This window comes from Limnobacter sp. MED105 (assembly GCF_000170915.1).
Classification (GTDB): domain Bacteria; phylum Pseudomonadota; class Gammaproteobacteria; order Burkholderiales; family Burkholderiaceae_B; genus Limnobacter.
Genome location: NZ_ABCT01000008.1, coordinates 126,079 through 143,488, shown reverse-complemented (window position 1 = coordinate 143,488; position 17,410 = coordinate 126,079). Strand labels below are relative to the sequence as shown.

At 54.6% G+C, this 17,410-nt stretch carries 14 protein-coding genes; 5 read left to right on the top strand and 9 right to left on the bottom strand.

Annotation, left to right across the window (positions count from 1 at the left end; genetic code table 11):
- Positions 1-50: 50 nt before the first annotated feature.
- From LMED105_RS09520 to nirB, 5 genes are read right to left on the bottom strand one after another with little or no spacing between them, the layout of a single operon-like run.
- Positions 51-1,280, bottom strand: a complete 1,230-nt coding sequence (locus tag LMED105_RS09520; RefSeq protein WP_008250590.1) for an NAD(P)/FAD-dependent oxidoreductase — start codon at positions 1,278-1,280, stop codon at positions 51-53.
- Positions 1,267-2,277, bottom strand: a complete 1,011-nt coding sequence (gene ybiB / locus LMED105_RS09515; protein WP_008250589.1) for a DNA-binding protein YbiB — start codon at positions 2,275-2,277, stop codon at positions 1,267-1,269. The genes LMED105_RS09520 and ybiB overlap by 14 nt, the downstream gene beginning before the upstream one ends.
- Positions 2,278-2,294: 17 nt before the next feature.
- Complete coding sequence (locus LMED105_RS09510; RefSeq protein WP_008250588.1) at positions 2,295-5,132, bottom strand: nitrate reductase; 2,838 nt, start codon at positions 5,130-5,132, stop codon at positions 2,295-2,297.
- 6 nt (positions 5,133-5,138) lie between these two features.
- Positions 5,139-5,510 carry a nitrite reductase small subunit NirD gene (gene nirD, locus LMED105_RS09505; protein ID WP_008250587.1) on the bottom strand — a complete coding sequence of 124 codons (372 nt, stop codon included), beginning with the start codon at positions 5,508-5,510 and terminating at the stop codon, positions 5,139-5,141.
- Positions 5,510-7,966: a nitrite reductase large subunit NirB gene (gene nirB / locus LMED105_RS09500; protein WP_008250586.1), complete on the bottom strand. Its 2,457-nt coding sequence runs from the start codon at positions 7,964-7,966 to the stop codon at positions 5,510-5,512. Before nirB ends, nirD begins: the two co-directional genes overlap by 1 nt.
- Before the next feature lie 341 nt (positions 7,967-8,307).
- Here nirB and tsaD point away from each other — a divergent pair, with 341 nt between their 5' ends.
- The 5 genes from tsaD (at position 8,308) to LMED105_RS09470 (ending at position 14,449) form a co-directional block, all read left to right on the top strand.
- Positions 8,308-9,402, top strand: coding sequence for a tRNA (adenosine(37)-N6)-threonylcarbamoyltransferase complex transferase subunit TsaD (gene tsaD, locus LMED105_RS09495; RefSeq protein WP_008250584.1), 1,095 nt, complete (start codon positions 8,308-8,310; stop codon positions 9,400-9,402).
- A 670-nt stretch (positions 9,403-10,072) separates the two neighbouring features.
- The gene (locus LMED105_RS09485) at positions 10,073-11,563 is read left to right on the top strand and encodes an FAD-linked oxidase C-terminal domain-containing protein (RefSeq protein ID WP_008250580.1); all 1,491 of its coding nucleotides are present in this window, start codon (positions 10,073-10,075) and stop codon (positions 11,561-11,563) included.
- A 12-nt stretch (positions 11,564-11,575) separates the two neighbouring features.
- Positions 11,576-12,658, top strand: a complete 1,083-nt coding sequence (gene glcE / locus LMED105_RS09480) for a glycolate oxidase subunit GlcE (RefSeq protein WP_008250578.1) — start codon at positions 11,576-11,578, stop codon at positions 12,656-12,658.
- Between the two features lie 9 nt (positions 12,659-12,667).
- Entirely contained in the window at positions 12,668-13,918 is a 1,251-nt protein-coding gene (glcF, locus tag LMED105_RS09475) for a glycolate oxidase subunit GlcF (protein ID WP_008250577.1), read from the top strand.
- 78 nt (positions 13,919-13,996) lie between these two features.
- Positions 13,997-14,449: a hypothetical protein gene (locus LMED105_RS09470; protein ID WP_008250575.1), complete on the top strand. Its 453-nt coding sequence runs from the start codon at positions 13,997-13,999 to the stop codon at positions 14,447-14,449.
- Between the two features lie 15 nt (positions 14,450-14,464).
- On the opposite strand, the gene LMED105_RS09465 is transcribed toward LMED105_RS09470, so the two are convergent.
- The 4 genes from LMED105_RS09465 to pdxH form a co-directional block, all read right to left on the bottom strand.
- Entirely contained in the window at positions 14,465-15,010 is a 546-nt protein-coding gene (locus LMED105_RS09465) for a M48 family metalloprotease (RefSeq protein WP_008250573.1), read from the bottom strand.
- Between the two features lie 116 nt (positions 15,011-15,126).
- Positions 15,127-16,113 carry a CmpA/NrtA family ABC transporter substrate-binding protein gene (locus tag LMED105_RS09460; RefSeq protein WP_008250570.1) on the bottom strand — a complete coding sequence of 329 codons (987 nt, stop codon included), beginning with the start codon at positions 16,111-16,113 and terminating at the stop codon, positions 15,127-15,129.
- Positions 16,113-16,736, bottom strand: coding sequence for an ANTAR domain-containing response regulator (locus LMED105_RS09455; RefSeq protein WP_008250569.1), 624 nt, complete (start codon positions 16,734-16,736; stop codon positions 16,113-16,115). Before LMED105_RS09455 ends, LMED105_RS09460 begins: the two co-directional genes overlap by 1 nt.
- A 19-nt stretch (positions 16,737-16,755) precedes the next feature.
- Positions 16,756-17,391 (bottom strand): pyridoxamine 5'-phosphate oxidase, encoded by a 636-nt coding sequence (pdxH, locus tag LMED105_RS09450; protein WP_008250567.1) that lies wholly within the window; start codon positions 17,389-17,391, stop codon positions 16,756-16,758.
- Positions 17,392-17,410 lie beyond the last annotated feature (19 nt).

Below are 17,410 nucleotides of genomic sequence, written 5' to 3'. Positions count from 1 at the left end.
AAAGACCGAGATAGTACCATGTGAAAGCCGGCTTTCTCAAGGGTTTTCAACTATTTTTGGTCCAATATTGCATGGGCTGCGGTGTAGCCACTGGCCCAAGCCCATTGGAAGTTATAGCCACCCAGCCAGCCGGTGACATCCACCACCTCGCCAATAAAGTACAGACCTGGAATTTTGCGCGATTCGAGTGTTTTGGGCTGCAAATCAGCAGTGCTGACCCCACCGCGCATCACCTCCGCTTTTTTATAGCCCTCTGTGCCACTGGGCACCAACTGCCACGCGGCAATTAACTGCGCCAAGGGCCCCAGTTGCTTTTTTCCCAACTCCGCCACTTTGCGCCCTGCAATGGCCTGCAATTCCGGTTTCTTCAACCAGGCTTGCACCAAACGCTTGGGCCAGTGCGGCACTTGCGCAGCAAACCAGTTCTCGGCATTGGCTTTTGCGCCCAGCGTGGCTTGCAGCAAATCGGTTTGTAGCGCTGCTGCGTCTGTTTCCTTACCAGCCAAGTTCAGGGTAACTGGCTGGCCGGGGTTCCAGTAAGTCGAGGCCTGCAATACCGCAGGGCCACTCAAGCCGCGATGGGTGAACAACAGGTCTTCGTCAAACCAGGGGGCATTGGAATCACTGCCGCGACTCAAAACCGGCAAAGCCACGCCGGCCAGTTCTACAAAAGGCTCCCACAGACTGGAATCAAAAGTAAGTGGCACCAAGGCGGGGCGCTGATCGACCAATGCATGGCCAAATTGCTTGGCCAATTTCAGGCCAAAATCGGTGGCGCCTATTTTGGGCACTGGCAAACCACCCGTGGCTACAACTACATTGCGGGCCTGCAAAGGGCCAGCCGTGGTGCTTAGCTTGAACTGGCTGCCATCGTGTTCAACCATGTTCACACTGTGGGGACGAAACCACTTCACTTTGCCCGCGTTGCATTCGGCAGCCAGCATGTCGATGATGTCATCGCTTTTGCGATCGCAAAACAGCTGGCCTTTGTGCTTTTCATGGAAAGGGATGTTGTATTGCTTCACCAGTGCGATGAAATTGGCCGGGGTGTAGCGCCCCAAGGCAGAGCGCGCAAACCTGGGGTTTTCAGAAATGAAATTGGCTTCAGACACGTTCACATTCGTGAAATTGCAACGCCCGCCGCCACTGATCCGGATTTTTTCAGCCAGCTTTTCACTGTGGTCAAGCAATGCAACACGCAAACCGCCCTGCCCGGCCTGCGCAGCGCACATCAAGCCTGCAGCACCGGCGCCAATCACAATGACATCAAATTGCTGCATGACTTGTTGCTTGGTTTGGTGCTTGCTCAGGTGCTTGATTTACGGCTTCGATTGCGTCCAGTTGCCGCGCAAAACCGTGCGGCATTTCCTGCGGGTTGTTCAGCCACATTTCAATGAGACGTGCGGTTGATTCTGCATCAATGTCCGGGTGAGGATCGGGCTGCTCGGTAAACAGGTTCTCGGGTTCGGAAATACACCAGGTGCGGCCAGCTTTCACGCCATCCATACGCGGGCTGCGATAAGGGGCAGCCACTGGCTCGCCTTCATGGCCGCGCAACACCAGCGATGTGTGGCCGGTGGCGCACAACACTTCACGCTGCAAATTCCAGAATTCCGGGTGGGTGTAGCTGGTCACCAGCAATGCGTTGGTGAATGCACTGGGCACCATCAACTTGACCAAGGTGTGCGTACAACTGCGAACGCCCAGCACTTTCCGGGTTTGCAACAAGGCTTCAATGCGCGGGTAAATTTGCGCCATGGGCATGTACACGGGGGCGGTGTGGGGCATGTCCACTGCATTCCAATTCAAATGGGCAAACACTTCTGCGCTGGTCACGCGCCCGGTGAAATCGCTTTGCAAACCATGCACCAACACCGGGTAACCACGCTGCGCCAGGAGCCCTGCCAGCAAGGGGGTGAAGTTGGGCTTGCGTCGCGCCCCGTTGTAGCTGGGGATCACAATAACGGGTTTGTTTTCCGACCTGGATTGGGCATTGAGCGCCTGCAGGGTATGAAAATGCGGCGAATGGCTTTCATCAGGCCAGTGCTCGGCAATGGCTTGCAAAAAACCAATCAGCTCGTCGTGGCTTTCGCCTTTGACCCGCAATGCGATAAGCACTGCACCCAATTCGAAATCCGACACCTCGCCGCGCAAAATGGCTGAAAACAGGGTTTTCGCTTGCTCGCGAGGCAGGCCACGCGCGCCATCTTTCCCTCGACCAATTTCTTTGATGAAGGGGGCGCAAGAAAACTTGTCGGCTTGAGCGGAATTGGACATGGGGTCTTAGAGAATGCTTAAGACGCTATTGTAGCAAGGCTGGCCTGTGTGCGAATCAGTTTACGGATTTCAGGTACGCACGACCCACATTGCGTGCCGCATTTCAGCGTGCCTTGCAAACCAGCGAGAACTTCGTTTTCGCTGACATTCGGATTTTTTGCACAGGCAATTGCGATATTGGCTTCAATGGATTGTTCAGAAACACCCACACAGTTACACACCATGCGCACCGATTCGGTTTGCACACCAGGTGGCTGGCTTGCGGGTGCCAGCAAGAAGCTGCGCAAGGGCATGACATCGAGTTGCTGATCGAAATAATTTCTCAGCCAGCCTTCGGATTCAATATTGCCCGCGAGAAACACTTTGTTCAACGTCGCAGTTTGACCCTGTTGCGTGGTTTGAACTGTCACACCGATGCGTCGACGGGCATCGGTTTTCGGGTCGGAATACACCATGACGTCGCTGCCCTCGCATTCAAACAGGGCTTGCAGCCGGTCAATTACTTCCCTGGCCGGCGCTTGCGCACTGGCGGCGCGAAACAGCACGCCGGTTTGTTCACGGCCAACCGGCACACACACAGCCGCGTCAAATTCAGCGTACAGCGCCCGGGCTTTTTGCCACAGGCTGAGCCAGTGTTCGCTGTGTACAAACACCACCACCTGCCAGGGCAAATGCACGCGCTGAATATTCACGGCTGAATGCTTCAGTTCAGGTTGCTTGGAATAAGGGTCGAACGCTTCAATGGTGAGGGCATTGACCCCCCCCACGCCCGATTTTCCACCGAAAAATTCTGGCCCCCAGTGCATGGGCAACACAGCCTGATTGCGTGCAACTGATTCATCTTCTTTTGCACGCAAAGTGATGGTTGCGCGGCGAGATTTCACCGACACCCAGCTGGAGGGCTTTAAGTTGAGGCGTTTGAAATCAGCCGGATGCAATGCAATGACAGGTTCGGCTTCATGCGAGAAAAATTCAGCCAAAGTGCCAGTGCGGCTTGCACCATGCCACTGGTCGCGCAAGCGCCCCGTGTTCAAGCGCCAGGGGAAGCGCGCGTCTGCTTCTTCGGCCACAGGTTCATAACTGGCAAAAACAAATTTGGCTTTGCCAGTGGCTGTGGGGTAAACACCGTCTTCGTAAAGGCGGGCTTTGCCTTGTGTTGCACCCTCGGGCATGGGCCAATGTTGCGGGCCCTCAGTGTCAAGCGTTGCGTAGCTTAAACCGGTAATGTCCAAATCACGGCCACGCGTTGTTTCGCGGTGCTCGTTAAAAATTTCTTCGGTATTGGCGTACGGCATGAAAGCGTTGGCCGTGTTGTCAAGGCGTGGGCTTTGCACGCCCAGCTTTTGCAATTCCACTTCAAGCCGCTGTGCAAAATCCACCACAATTTGCCAATCGTTTTTTGAATCGGCATAGGCGGGTATTGCTGGCCGTACGCGGCTGATTCGCCTTTCACTGTTGGTGACGGTGCCTTCTTTTTCGCCCCAAGTGGTTGCAGGCAACAGCACGTCGGCATACTGCACGGTGGCAGGTGTTAGGTAAGCGTCTTGCACCACCACCAGCTCGGCATTTTGCAAGGCACGCGCTACTTTTTGCGAATTGGGCAATGAGTGCGCAGGGTTGGTGCAAGCCACCCACACCGCCTTGATTTTGCCCTGCTCCAATTGATCAAACATTTCAACTGCACTGGCGCCGGGCGTGGCACTAATTTGCTTCACCCCCCAAAATGCCGCCACTTCTGCCACGTGTGCCGGGTTATTCAATTCACGGTGTGCGGGCAGCAAGGTGGACAATCCACCCACTTCCCTGCCGCCCATGGCATTGGGTTGCCCGGTGAGGGAAAACGGACCAGAACCTTCTTTGCCAATTTGACCAGTGGCCAAATGCAGGGCAATCAGCGAGGTGTTTTTATCGGTTCCCGTGGTGGCCTGGTTCAACCCTTGGCAATACAGGGAGAGTGTCCTGTTGCTTTGGGCGAACCAGGTGGCAGCCAATACAATGTCTGCCTCGGGAACTCCACACACGCTGGAAGCGAGTTTTGGCGTGTAATCGGCCAGGCCTTTGGCGACAGCCTCGAAGCCTTCGGTGTGTTTGTTGATGTAAGCCATGTCCAGCCAGCCGTTTTGCATCATCACATGCAACATGGCGTTGAACAGCATCACATCGGTACCGGGCTGAATTTTCAAATGCAAATCAGCCATCAGCGCGGTGTCGGTGGCACGGGGGTCAACCACAATCAGTTTGTGACCAGGCTTGGCAGCACGCGCGGCTTCAAGCCTGCGGTAGGCAACCGGGTGCGCATAGGCCATGTTGGAACCGGCGATGAACACACAATCGGCCAAGGCCAGGTCATCGTAATTGCAAGGCGGCGCGTCGGCACCCAAGGTGCGTTTGTAACCACTCACTGCACTGCTCATACACAGGCGTGAATTTGTATCAATGTTGTTGGTGCCAATCAAACCCTTGGCGAGTTTGTTGAACACGTAATAGTCTTCGGTCAGCAGTTGGCCGCTGATGTAAAACCCAACACTGTCGGGGCCGTATGTAGCAATCAACCGTGCAAATTCACGGGCGGTGAAATCGAGTGCGGCGTCCCAGCTTGTTGGGGTCACCTGCTGATCGCGCTGAATGCGCAGCAGCGGCTGGCTTGCCCGCACTTGCCCATACACATTTGCCGAGGCTGTTTCAGCCAGCTTGCTGCCTTTGCTGCACAGCTTGCCCAGGTTGGCGGGGTGTGTTTCATCGCCTTTCACATCAATAATTTTTCCCGCTTGCGTACGCACCACCACACCACAACCCACGCCGCAATAAGGGCAGGTTGTTTTGGTGGTTTTAATGGTTTGCAGCAATTCGGTCATGGTGATTTATATGCCGTGGTTTTTCACTTCGCTGGCTTTCAAGTGCACACGGCCATCCACCACCTGCACGGTGAACTTGGCAGTGCAACCTTCATCGGGTTCACGTGCACAACCATCGGCCAGGCCAATTTGCCAGTTGTGCAGGGGGCAAGTTACGGTGGTGCCATGAACGATGCCCTGGCTTAACGGGCCTTTTTTGTGTGGACATTCATCCAGCAGCGCAAACACCTGTTCTTCGCTGTTGCGAAAAATTGCGATGTCTTGCCCGGTAGGGCGGCGCACAATGCGTGACCCCAAGACCGGGATGTCTTCCACTGCGCAAATGTTGATCCATTCCATTTGAATTTCCTTCTGTTCCTCAAGTAGTGATGCCGACATTAGACCACCTCCGCCAGTTTGATTGGAATGAACTGACGCAAATCAACCTGTGCTTCTTTGGGCTTGTGCCATGGGTCTTCCTCAATGGCCAGCGCGGCTTGCAGCTCGGCCCACAGGGCGTTGCGATTGGCGACGTCATCAACCACACGGGCCTTGGCATGCTCTAGACCCACGCGCTCGAGATAATGCACTGTGCGCTCCAGGTACCAGCCTTCCTTGCGATACAGCTGCAGGAAAGCACCACTGACGGCCATCACTTCATCTGACGTTTTGACACGGCACAGGAACTGGGCCACTTCGGTTTTAATACCGCCGTTACCACCCACATAAATTTCCCAACCGGAATCAACACCGATCACGCCCACATCTTTAATGCCACTTTCAGCGCAATTGCGCGGACAACCCGAGACAGCCAGTTTTACTTTGTGGGGTGCGTACATTTTGAACAAACCACGTTCAAGGTCTTTGCCCATCTGCGTGCTGTCTTGCGTGCCAAAGCGGCACCATTCACTACCCACACAGGTTTTAACTGTACGCAAACCTTTGGCATAGGCATGGCCGCTAGGCATGTCCAAATCTTTCCACACGTCTTGCAGGTCTTCTTTTTTCACACCCAGCAAGTCGATGCGCTGGCCACCGGTGACCTTCACAGTGGGAATGTTGTACTTGTCGACCACATCGGCAATGCGCCGCAATTCAGCCGCAGTGGTTTCGCCACCCCACATGCGTGGCACCACGGAATAGGTTTTGTCTTTCTGAATATTGGCGTGCGCACGTTCATTGATAAAGCGGCTTTGTGGATCGTCCACCGCCTCGCCTGGCCAGGAACTGATGAGGTAATAATTCACCGCTGGGCGGCAGCTTGCGCAACCATTGGGTGTGCGCCAGTTCATGGTCGCGAACACTTCTTCTTTGGTGGTTAAGTGGTGCTTGAAAATCGCATCGCGAACCACTTGGTGGCCGTGGTCGGTACAGCCACACATGGGTTTTGTTTTGGGTGTGGCGGAATAATCGGCACCCGCAGTGCTCATCAAAATTTGCTCGCACAAACCGGTGCATGAACCGCAGCTTGCACTGGCTTTGGTGTGCTTGCGCACTTCTTCAATGGTGAACAGGCCCTTGGTTTTAATAGCCTGCACAATGGTGCCCTTGCACACGCCGTTGCAACCGCACACTTCATCGGTATCCAACATTTTGCTGGCCTGGCTTTGGCCCTCGTGGCCGGTGTCGCCAATGTTGTTCTGACCGAACATCAGCTTCTCGCGAATCTCTTTGATGGCCTTGCCTTCACGCATTAGCTTGAAGTACCAAGAGCCATCCACCGTGTCGCCGTACAGGCAGGCGCCCACCAGTTTGTCTTCTTTAATAACCAGCTTTTTGTACACGCCACCAATCGGGTCGGAAAGCAGTAGCTCTTCGCAGCCTTCGCCACCCATGAAATTGCCAGCAGAAAACAGATCTACACCGGTGACTTTGAGCTTGGTTGACGTCACAGAGCCCTCGTAACGGCCGATGCCAAACTGAGCCAGGTGGTTGGCACACACCTTGGCCTGTTCAAACAAGGGGGCCACCAAACCATAGGCAACACCACGGTGGCTGGCGCATTCGCCCACAGAATAAATTTTGGGGTCGGTGATGGTTTGCATGGTGTCGTTAACCACAACACCTCGATTGCAGTGCAAACCGCTGCTGGCGGCCAATTTGTCGTTCGGGCGAATGCCCACCGCCATTACAACCAAGTCTGCGTCGTGCACTTCACCATCGGCAAATTCAATTTTGGCCACACGCCCATCAGCCCCTGCGTGCAAGGCTTTGGTGTTTTTGGCCAGCAAAAATTTCAGGCCTTTGGTTTCAAGACTTTTTTGCAGCAAACCTGCTGCGGTGGGGTCAAGTTGGCGTTCCATCAACCAGGTGGGCAAATGCACCACGCTGACATCCATGCCTTGAATGGCCAGGCCATTGGCGGCTTCCAGGCCCAGCAAACCGCCACCGATTACGATTGCTTTTTTGTAATGCTTGGCGGCCTCCAACATGGCTTCAGTGTCGGCAATGTCGCGGTAACCGATGACGCCAGGCAAAGTTGAACCAGGCACAGGCAGAATGAATGAATTGGAGCCCGTGGCCAGCAGCAAACGATCGTACGGAGCGGTGGTGCCGTCTGCGCATTTCACCAAGCGTTTTACACGGTCAATTTCAGTGACCTCTCGGCCCACGTGCAGGGTAATGTTGTTGCTGGTGTACCAGTCCCAATCATTGAGCACGATTTCTTCGAATTTCTGCTCTCCAGCCAACACGGGCGAAAGCATGATCCGGTTGTAATTGGGATGCGGCTCTGCGCCAAACACGGTGATTTCATACAAGTCAGGTGCAAGCTTGATTAGCTCCTCAACCACCCGGATACCGGCCATGCCGTTACCAATTACCACCAGCTTCTGTTTTTTGACGGACATCAGCATACTATTTTTCCCAAATTACCCAAAAAAAAAAACGGCCCCCGGCTGCACGAAGCAGCACGGACGCCGTTGTCCAACTCCCTTGGCCACTTTCGCAACCTTGGGAGACCTGTCAATCCACCTGCAGATCGCCGCCGTTGACGACCTACGCACGTGTCAATGCAAGGGGCGTGCCAGCCAATTCAAGCGGGTTTTGCACCACAAAGAGGCTGATTCTGGCGAAATGGGGGAATATTGAACGGGAGGGCTGGCACCCAACTAGTGCAGCGCACCATTCTGTACAGAACATGGTGCTTGAAGTGAACAGGCTGCCGAATTCAGCAGGCCTGGGCTAAAATACGGCCTTGAATACGTTCTGGCTGCCCAAAGTGACCCCCGCTGCAATTGCCCCAAAAATAGTGCTAGGTTTTGAAAGTTCCTGTGACGAAACCGGCGTGGCGCTGTGCGCAACTGATGGCCGCATTTTAGGACAGGCCCTTTATTCCCAAATTGCCATGCACAAGGATTACGGTGGTGTGGTACCCGAACTGGCTTCGCGCGACCACATTCGCCGCTTGATTCCGTTGATGGACGACACTTTTGCGCAAGCAGGCATTTCAATGTCTGATGTTGATGCGATTGCAGTAACCACGGGGCCTGGCCTGCCTGGCGCCTTGATGGCGGGTTGCGCCTTCGCTTACAGCCTGGCCATGGGTTTGAACTTGCCAGTTATTCCGGTGCACCACCTCGAAGGTCATTTGCTGTCGCCCCTGCTTTCAGCCAACCCGCCAGCCTTTCCTTTCACGGCCTTGTTGGTCAGCGGCGGACACACGCAACTCATGGGCGTGGAAGGTTTGGGGCGTTATGCCTTGTTGGGTGAAACACTCGACGATGCGGCGGGCGAGGCGTTTGACAAAACAGCAAAAATGATCGGCCTGCCTTACCCTGGCGGCCCCGCCTTGTCGAAACTGGCTGAGAATGGCGACCCCGAACGCTTTAAGTTGCCACGCCCCATGCTGCACAGCGGCGACTTCATGTTCAGTTTCTCTGGCTTGAAAACAGCAGTGCTGACCACGGCTATGAAGCTGGCGGACGTCAAGCAGCCTTCTGAAACCATGGTGATCAGCGACACCGACAAAGCCGACCTTGCGGCCAGCTTTCAAGCAGCAATTGTTGAAACCTTGGTCAAGAAGGCCCTGGCGGCCTGCCTTCAGCAAGACCACAAACGACTGGTGGTGGCTGGTGGGGTGGGAGCCAATAAATTGCTGCGAGAACAATTGGTGAAAGCAGCGCGCAAACGTGGTGTCGAGGTTTATTTCCCGGAACTTAGCCTGTGCACTGACAACGGCGCAATGATCGCGTTTGCGGGAGCCATGCAATTGGCTGAGAACCCAGCGCTGCTGAGTGCTCGGGATTACGGCATGGTTACGCGACCACGGTGCGAGCTCGCGGCTCGCTAGCCGGTTTACTCGACGGGTTCACCGCCCACTCAGCGCGTCGTTGTTACCCACTCGGCGCGTCATTGTCACCCACTCAGCGCGAATCCCAATCGCCTGCCAGAAAACCTGTTGATCCCTCTTTGAATTCACACTGACTCAATCCGCTCGACAAAACTGACGGTCGATCGGATTGTCAGCCTTCGGCCGAACGCGGCGTGTGATTTCAAACGGGCAGGTTTTCTTGAAGGCATGGCGATCGGGACAACGCTGCTGATTGGGCTCCAAGCCGATGACTCGCGGGCGCCGGCGGACCGAGGGTGCTTCACCTCCAGCCGACTCGGCAGTGGGTTTGCCTGTTCCGCACATTCAAGAAAACCGCCCCGTTTGAACCAAGGCTTCAATGCTCGCCGATTGGCGACACCCAAGACCCGACCATCTGTTTTGTCGGGCTTGGGTGAATTGAATGCCTTGCTTCAAAAAGGGAAACAGCGGTTTTCTGTGCGGAACCAGGCAACCACGCCGAGTTGGCGATATCTCGGCAACCCGCTGAGTTGACGGATAAGCCCCGCCGGTCTAGATCAATGAATCAGCAATTCACTTTTGACCAACACGCAAAACTGCTCCGGGCAAGCACCAATTACCATATTGGTCTGAAAAAGGTATTCTTTAAAGCTGTCACAGAGGTACCCCTATGAATGCGCCCACCGAAGATTTTGTACTGAACGCCGCCCAGCGCGCAGAGGTCATCACAGGACTGAACCAGATCCTGCCCGCTCATGCTGTGCTGCACGAGGTCGAAGACACCAAACCCTATGAATGCGATGGTTTAAGCCTGTTTCGCCAGCTGCCCATGGTAGTGGCCTTGCCTGAAACCGAAGAACAAGTGATTCAGATCCTGAAACTGGCCAACCGCCTGAACGTGCCTGTGGTGGCCCGCGGCGCGGGCACGGGTTTGTCTGGCGGAGCCCAGCCCCACAAGCACGGTATTTTGCTGGGCATGGCCAAATTCAACAAAATTTTGAAAGTGGATGTACAGTCTCGCAGTGCAGTGGTGCAACCCGGTGTTCGCAATTTGGCGATTTCCGAAGCCGTAGCCCAGCACCAGCTTTATTACGCACCCGACCCGTCCAGCCAAATTGCCTGCACCATTGGCGGCAATGTGGCAGAAAACAGCGGTGGCGTACATTGCCTGAAGTATGGCCTTACCGTTCACAATGTACTGAAAGTGCGCGCCATTACCATCGAAGGCGAAATCGTCGAATTTGGTTCTGAAGCACCCGACGCCCCCGGCCTTGAATTGATGAACCTGGTGATTGGTTCAGAAGGCATGCTGGCCGTGGTCACGGAAGTGACCGTGAAACTGGTGCCCAAGCCCGCACTTGCGCAAGTGATTATGGCCAGCTTCGACGACGTGGCCAACGCGGGCAATGCCGTTGCGGCAGTCATTGCCGCCGGTATTATCCCGGCAGGTCTTGAAATGATGGACAAGCGCGCCAGCCAGATGGTGGAGCCCTTCGTAAAAGCCGGTTACGACACCGAGGCTGAGGCCATTTTGCTACTTGAAAGCGATGGCACCCCGGAAGAAGTGGCCGAAGAAATCGCCGAAATGACGCGCGTGCTGAACGGCTGCGGAGCAACAGCCATCAAAGTTTCCCAAAGCGAGGCCGAACGCCTGAAATTCTGGGCGGGCCGCAAGAATGCCTTCCCTGCCGCTGGCCGTGTGTCGCCTGACTATTACTGCATGGACGGCACCATTCCCCGTCGCCGTCTGGCTGATGTGTTAAACGCCATCACCGAGATGGAAAAGAAATACGACATGCGCTGCGCCAACGTATTTCATGCAGGCGATGGCAATTTGCACCCACTGATCTTGTTCGATGCCAACAAGCCCGAGGAAATTAAACGCGCTGAAGATTTCGGCGCCGAAATTCTTGAGCTGTGCGTGGAAGTGGGCGGTACGGTAACCGGTGAGCACGGCGTGGGCATCGAGAAAATCAACCAGATGTGTGTGCAGTTTTCACGCGCGGAACTGGATGCATTCTTCGCGGTGAAAAAAGCCTTCGACGAACCTGGTTTGCTCAACCCTGGCAAAGCCATTCCAACCTTGCACCGCTGCGCTGAATATGGCCGCATGCACGTGCACGGCGGGCAAGTGCCTTTCGCAGACCTGCCCCGCTTTTAAAAGAACGAGACCATGAGCGACTTTATCGACGACCTGTGCAAACGGGTAGAACTGGCTGCACGCAACAACACGCAACTTCGCCCAGTGGGCGGCGGCACCAAGAATTTTTATGGCGGCCCCCTGCAAGGCGAAGAGGTGGACATGCGCCAATGGGCGGGCATTGTGGAATACGAGCCCACGGAATTGGTGATCACAGTTAAGCCGGGTACACCGCTGGCTGAAGTGGAAGCCGCGCTGGCTGCACAAAAGCAGGAATTGGCATTTGAGCCCCCGCGCATCAGCGAAGGCGGCTCGATCGGCGGTGCCATTGCCAGCGGTCTTGCCGGCCCTGCCCGCTTAAGCAAAGGCGGCGTGAAAGATTATGTGTTGGGCTGCACGCTGCTGGATGGCAAGGGCCAGTTGCTGCACTTCGGTGGCGTGGTGATGAAAAACGTGGCCGGCTATGACGTGGCCCGTGTTATTCCTGGCAGCATGGGCACGCTGGGCATTGCCACAGAATTGTCGATCAAGGTGATGCCGGTTGCCCCGGCAGAGGCCACCCTGCAGTTCGAGATGGACGTGAACAAAGCCATTGCCCAAAGCAATGAATGGTTGTCCAAACCTTTGCCCATTTCAGCCACTTTTTTTGAAAACGGCAAACTGACTGTTCGCCTGCGAGGCGCCAGTGCCGCAGTGCAGGCCGCAATTAAAAACATGGGCGGGCAGGAAATAGCGCAGGCGCCGGCACAGGCCTTCTGGACCAGCGTACGCGACCAGAACCATGAATTTTTCAACCGCGAAGGTGACTTGTGGCGCCTGGCCGTGCCACCTACCACGGTGGATTTGGCCATGCACGGCCAAAGCGTGCATGAATGGGGCAGTGGTTTGCGCTGGTTCCGCGCTGATGAGTCGTCAACGGTCAATGCCGAGCAAATTCGCGCGATCGCCAAGCGTGTGGGCGGCCATGCCACCCTGTACCGCACCGGCAACGAAGCAGCTCGCGTGCATGCATTCCAGCAACCCGATGCCGTCATGCTGAAACTGCAACGTCGCCTGAAAGAACAATTCGACCCGGCTGGTGTGTTCAGCATCAACCGCCTGTCACCCATTTTGTAAGTAGAAAGCATGGACACCCAACTCGCCGACTGGATCAAAGACACCCCCGATGGCAAAGCCGCCGACGCCATTTTGCGCAAATGCGTGCACTGTGGTTTTTGTACTGCAACCTGCCCTACTTACCAAATTCTGGGCGACGAACTGGACAGCCCACGCGGTCGTATTTACCTGATCAAACAAGTGCTGGAAGGCAAGCAAGTTACACGCAAAACCCAGCAACACCTGGACCGTTGCCTGACGTGCCGCAACTGCGAGACCACCTGCCCTTCCGGTGTGAAATATGGCCAACTGATCGACATTGGTCGCAAAATTGTGGATGAGCGGGTTGAACGCCCGATGGCCGAGAAGCTGACTCGCGAAAGTCTGAAAATGTTGATGACCAATCGCCCCATGTTCACCGCGGGGATGGCCATGGGAAAGGCAGTGCGTAGCATGCTGCCGGAGAGCATCAAGAAAAAAGTGCCCGCCAAGCGCGCCACCCTACCCTTTGCCAACACAGCCCACACCCGCAAGGTGATCTTGCTGAAGGGCTGCGTACAGCCTGCCATGATGCCGTCCATTGATTCCGCAACATCGGTCATTCTCGATGCGCTGGGTATTCAAAGCATGGTGGTACAGGAATCGGGTTGTTGCGGCGCCGTGAAGTTTCACCTGAACGACCACGCCGGTGGCTTGGCACAAATGAAAACCAATATTGATGCCTGGTATTCGCTACTGCAAAGCGGCGAAGCTGAAGCCTTGGTGATGAATGCATCAGGCTGCGGGGTTACCGTGCGTGAATACGCGCATCACTTTGAGAAGGACTCTGAATACGCCGCCAAGGCCAAACTGGTCAGCGACAAAACACTGGACATCGGCGAATTCATTACCCAGCAAAATGCGGACGGCCTGGCCCGCTTGGGCACCAAGGTCAAAGCGGCCATTGAACAGCAGCGCATACCCGGTACCATTGCGTTTCACCCGCCTTGCACACTGCAACACGGACAACAAATCAAGGGCGTCATTGAAAACGTGTTGACCACCCTGGGCTTTCAGTTAACCCCGGTTGCCGACTCACATTTGTGCTGCGGCTCGGCTGGAACCTACTCCGTATTGCAACCCGAACTGTCGAAAGAACTGAAGAAGCGCAAACTGACCAATTTGATGGCGGGCAAGCCACAGGCGATTGCATCGGCCAACATTGGTTGTCTGGGTCATCTGGAAAGCGATGCGACCGTAGATGTTCGCCATTGGGTGGAGTGGGTTGCACAGGCTGTTTAATGAAAAACCCGGCAACAGGGAACTGAAAGGGCTAGCTATTCACTAAGTGGTCCTTTCAATTTTAAAGCATCTGAAGCCATGACCATCACAGACACCAACAGCAACCCCGGTACACGCCCGATCAGTTCATTGACAAGGGCACTCAGCCAAATCAGCCTGGAAGAACAGGGAAGACCCACCAAGAAAGCGGCTCTGGCGATTGCCCGCGAAACACTAAAAAACGAACAAAGCCAACAAATTGTTTTTCACTGCAATGCAATTGATCGAGACGTCCCATCGATTCAAGTCAACACTCGCAAAGCATTGTCCACGTACTTGGTGAACAATCAAATTCAAAACCCAGGTTTGTTATCGGAAAGACAAAGAGGCTTGTGCGCGTGGACACTGCTGGAACATGTGGCACGAGGAGATCAGGGCTTTCAAAAAGTCAATTCAGCCTTGGTCAGCAGTTATATTCAACCAGCCCAGAAAGCCAGGTTCGAGGCCCTCGCAAAATCAATGAACCTCGATCCAGGAAAATTCATTGCCTGAACACAAGCAGCTTGCTTACTTTCTGCAAATCACCTGTCTGCGGCTGTAATATCCGGGGTGTGAAGGCACCACTGGCATCATCATGTCTGCACCATCAATGCTGCGAAGCACGTCTTCGGTGCAGGCAGTAACGCCCAAACTGGCCAGCCATTTGGTGGCGGCCTCATCAGCGTCCAGTTCAAACTGGCGGTTCATCGCGTGCAATTTTTCCATGGTTGCAGGGTCGCGTTCAATGGCATCAAAAGCCATATCAGGCGTGGGCTGACCAGCCAACTCCATGGCTTTGAAACCCAATTTTTTTTGATGCGCCAAGTGCACATGTGCATACTCATGAGCGATTACAAACAACACACCATCTGGCGTCAGACGACTCAAAAAATCAGGATCCATGGTGAGCAGCGCGCCCTCGATACGATCTGACACGTAAGCCCTGCTCCAGGTTTTTGTCAGCTCAACTTCAAGCTTCATTTCGGGCACGGCTTTGCCCAACTGAACAATTGCATGGTCAATGTCAGTGCGGCTTGCTGCCTGCGCACTCAAAGAAGAAAACGAAATGCCCAAACAAACGATCCATAAAGATCTCAGGGCGTTAATCCGTGCACTCCACATACTCCACTCCAACTTCGAGCAACATGACTGCTTTCAGCGTAATCAAAGCATCGGTGCAATGCAATTGGCTAGAAACCAAATGGCTTCAGGCCAATTGTAAACTGCGTCGAGTCCAACGACCGCGAACTGGTCAATGCATGGGTTTCAACCACCAGCGATTCAAACATGGGGCGTTGCTCTTCAGTCAATTCAGCACCATCAAACTGAATAAACGGGTCAGTCCCATCCTTGATTGTCGCCAACAAAGCCATTTCAAGTACAGAGCCCGGCAAATTCACGTGATCCGAAGTCGATAGCCAGGCGGCTGCCTTGCTGCGGTTTTCCACGCCACTCTCTAGCCAAATACACGCACGTCGAAGCGCCTTGCACAAACCACTCAAGGCAAGCGGATTTTCTGTGGCCCAGGAAAGGGTGCACCCCAATACTTTTTCAGGGGCCTTGGGCCACAAGCTATTCGAAGTAGCCACGATAGTACCCAAGCCTTCGTTGACTGCCAAAGAATTGTAGGGTTCGCCAACACAAAAAGCGTCAATCAACCCGGCCTGCAGCGAGGCGACCATTCGAACCGGGGGAACCACTTCAAAACATACATCCTGATCTGGATCAACATCATTCAAACGCAACCAACGGCGAAGCTGCAACGTGTGCATGGAAAACGGAAATACGGTACCAAACACCATGGCACGTTCTCCCCGCGATTTTGAAGCCCGTAGTTTTGACCCCAGTGTTTCACCTTCAACCAAGCCAGATATCAAATCAGCCAAGGACTTGCTGACCGTGATTGCGTTGCCACTGCGATTTAACACCAATGGCGCCAACACCTCTTTTTTGGGAGAGCCACCCAACCCCAGCTGTAGCGCAATGGCCATGGGCGAAAGCATATGTGCTGCGTCAATTTCACCATACGCGAGCTTGTCCCGCAGCGTAGCCCAAGACGCCTGTTTGACCAGTTCCACAGTCAAACTCTCCGCCTCGAAGAAACCCATTTTTTGGGCCACCACGAATGGCGCGGAATCAGTCAGGGCAATTACGCCAATGCGAATTTCCTGTTGCATCACAAGCCACCTCCACCCAACATTTCAAACACCTCAATCACGTTGCGTGCGGTGTCAACAAGGCGTTGATTGCGTTCCATGGCCAGCTTGCGCATGGCGTGGTAGGCCTCATCTTCATTAAAATTGCGGTGCTTCATCAACAGGCCTTTGGCTTTGTCGATCAGCTTGCGGTCAGCAAGTTGATCCCGGGTTTTCTGCAACTCGTTTTTCAGCGCCTGAAATTCACGAAAACGGGCCACTGCCACCTGCACAATAGGCCGAACGCGATCAGGGTTCATGCCATCGGCCACATAGGCACTCACACCAGCCTTGATGGCACTGGCAATGGTGTCTTCGTTGTCTTCATCCGAAAACATGATGACCGGCTTTGGATTGCTGCGAGACAACACCGCCATATTTTCCAGGCAATCGCGATCGGGCGAGTCGATGTCCACAATCACAATGTCGGGTTGGGACACCGCCACATGCTCAACCAAACGATCAGCGGAACTGAGACGGGATACCAACACATAACCAGCATCTAGCAAGGCGCGTTCCAGTATGGCAGCCCGACCTGGTTCTTCGTCAACCAGGAGTACTTTCAGTGGCGGTGTGGCGGCTTTGCCGGTTTTGCTATTGACCATGAACAGGTTTACTCATTCATCAAGGGGCAAGACGGGACATTGCCCATGAATCACCTTGCAAGGTGTAGGCCAGGCGATCGTGAAGTCGCGATGGCCGGCCCTGCCAAAATTCAAAAAAATCGGGCACCAAACGGTAACCACCCCAAAATGGTGGGCGGGTTTGCGGATCACCCTGCTGCGCTTCCTGGGCCTCACGCACCCGGGCTTCAAGCACCTCGCGGGAATCAATCACCTGGCTTTGAGGCGAAGCCCAAGCACCCAAGCGGCTACCAGCCGGTCGCGACAGGTAGTATGCATCCGACTCTTCAGGACTGCACTTTTCTACCCGACCCTCGATCCGGACCTGCCGCTCCAATTCTGTCCAGTGAAACAGAAGAGCTGCATGCGGATTCTGCGTCAATTCCTGACCTTTGCGACTTTCATAATTGGTGAAGAAAGTAATACCCCGTGCATCCAGACCCTTGATCAACACAATGCGTGCTGAGGGCCGCCCTTTGGCGTTCACCGTGGCCAGCGTCATGGCATTGGGTTCAGGCAAATCGGCATTCAATGCCTGCTCAAACCAAAGCTTGAAGAAGTCGAATGGATTGGCCAGAGCGTCGGCTTCATCGAGTGTGGCTTGGGTGTAGTCTTTTCGAAGATCTGCGATCGACATAAAACAAAACTCCTTGATG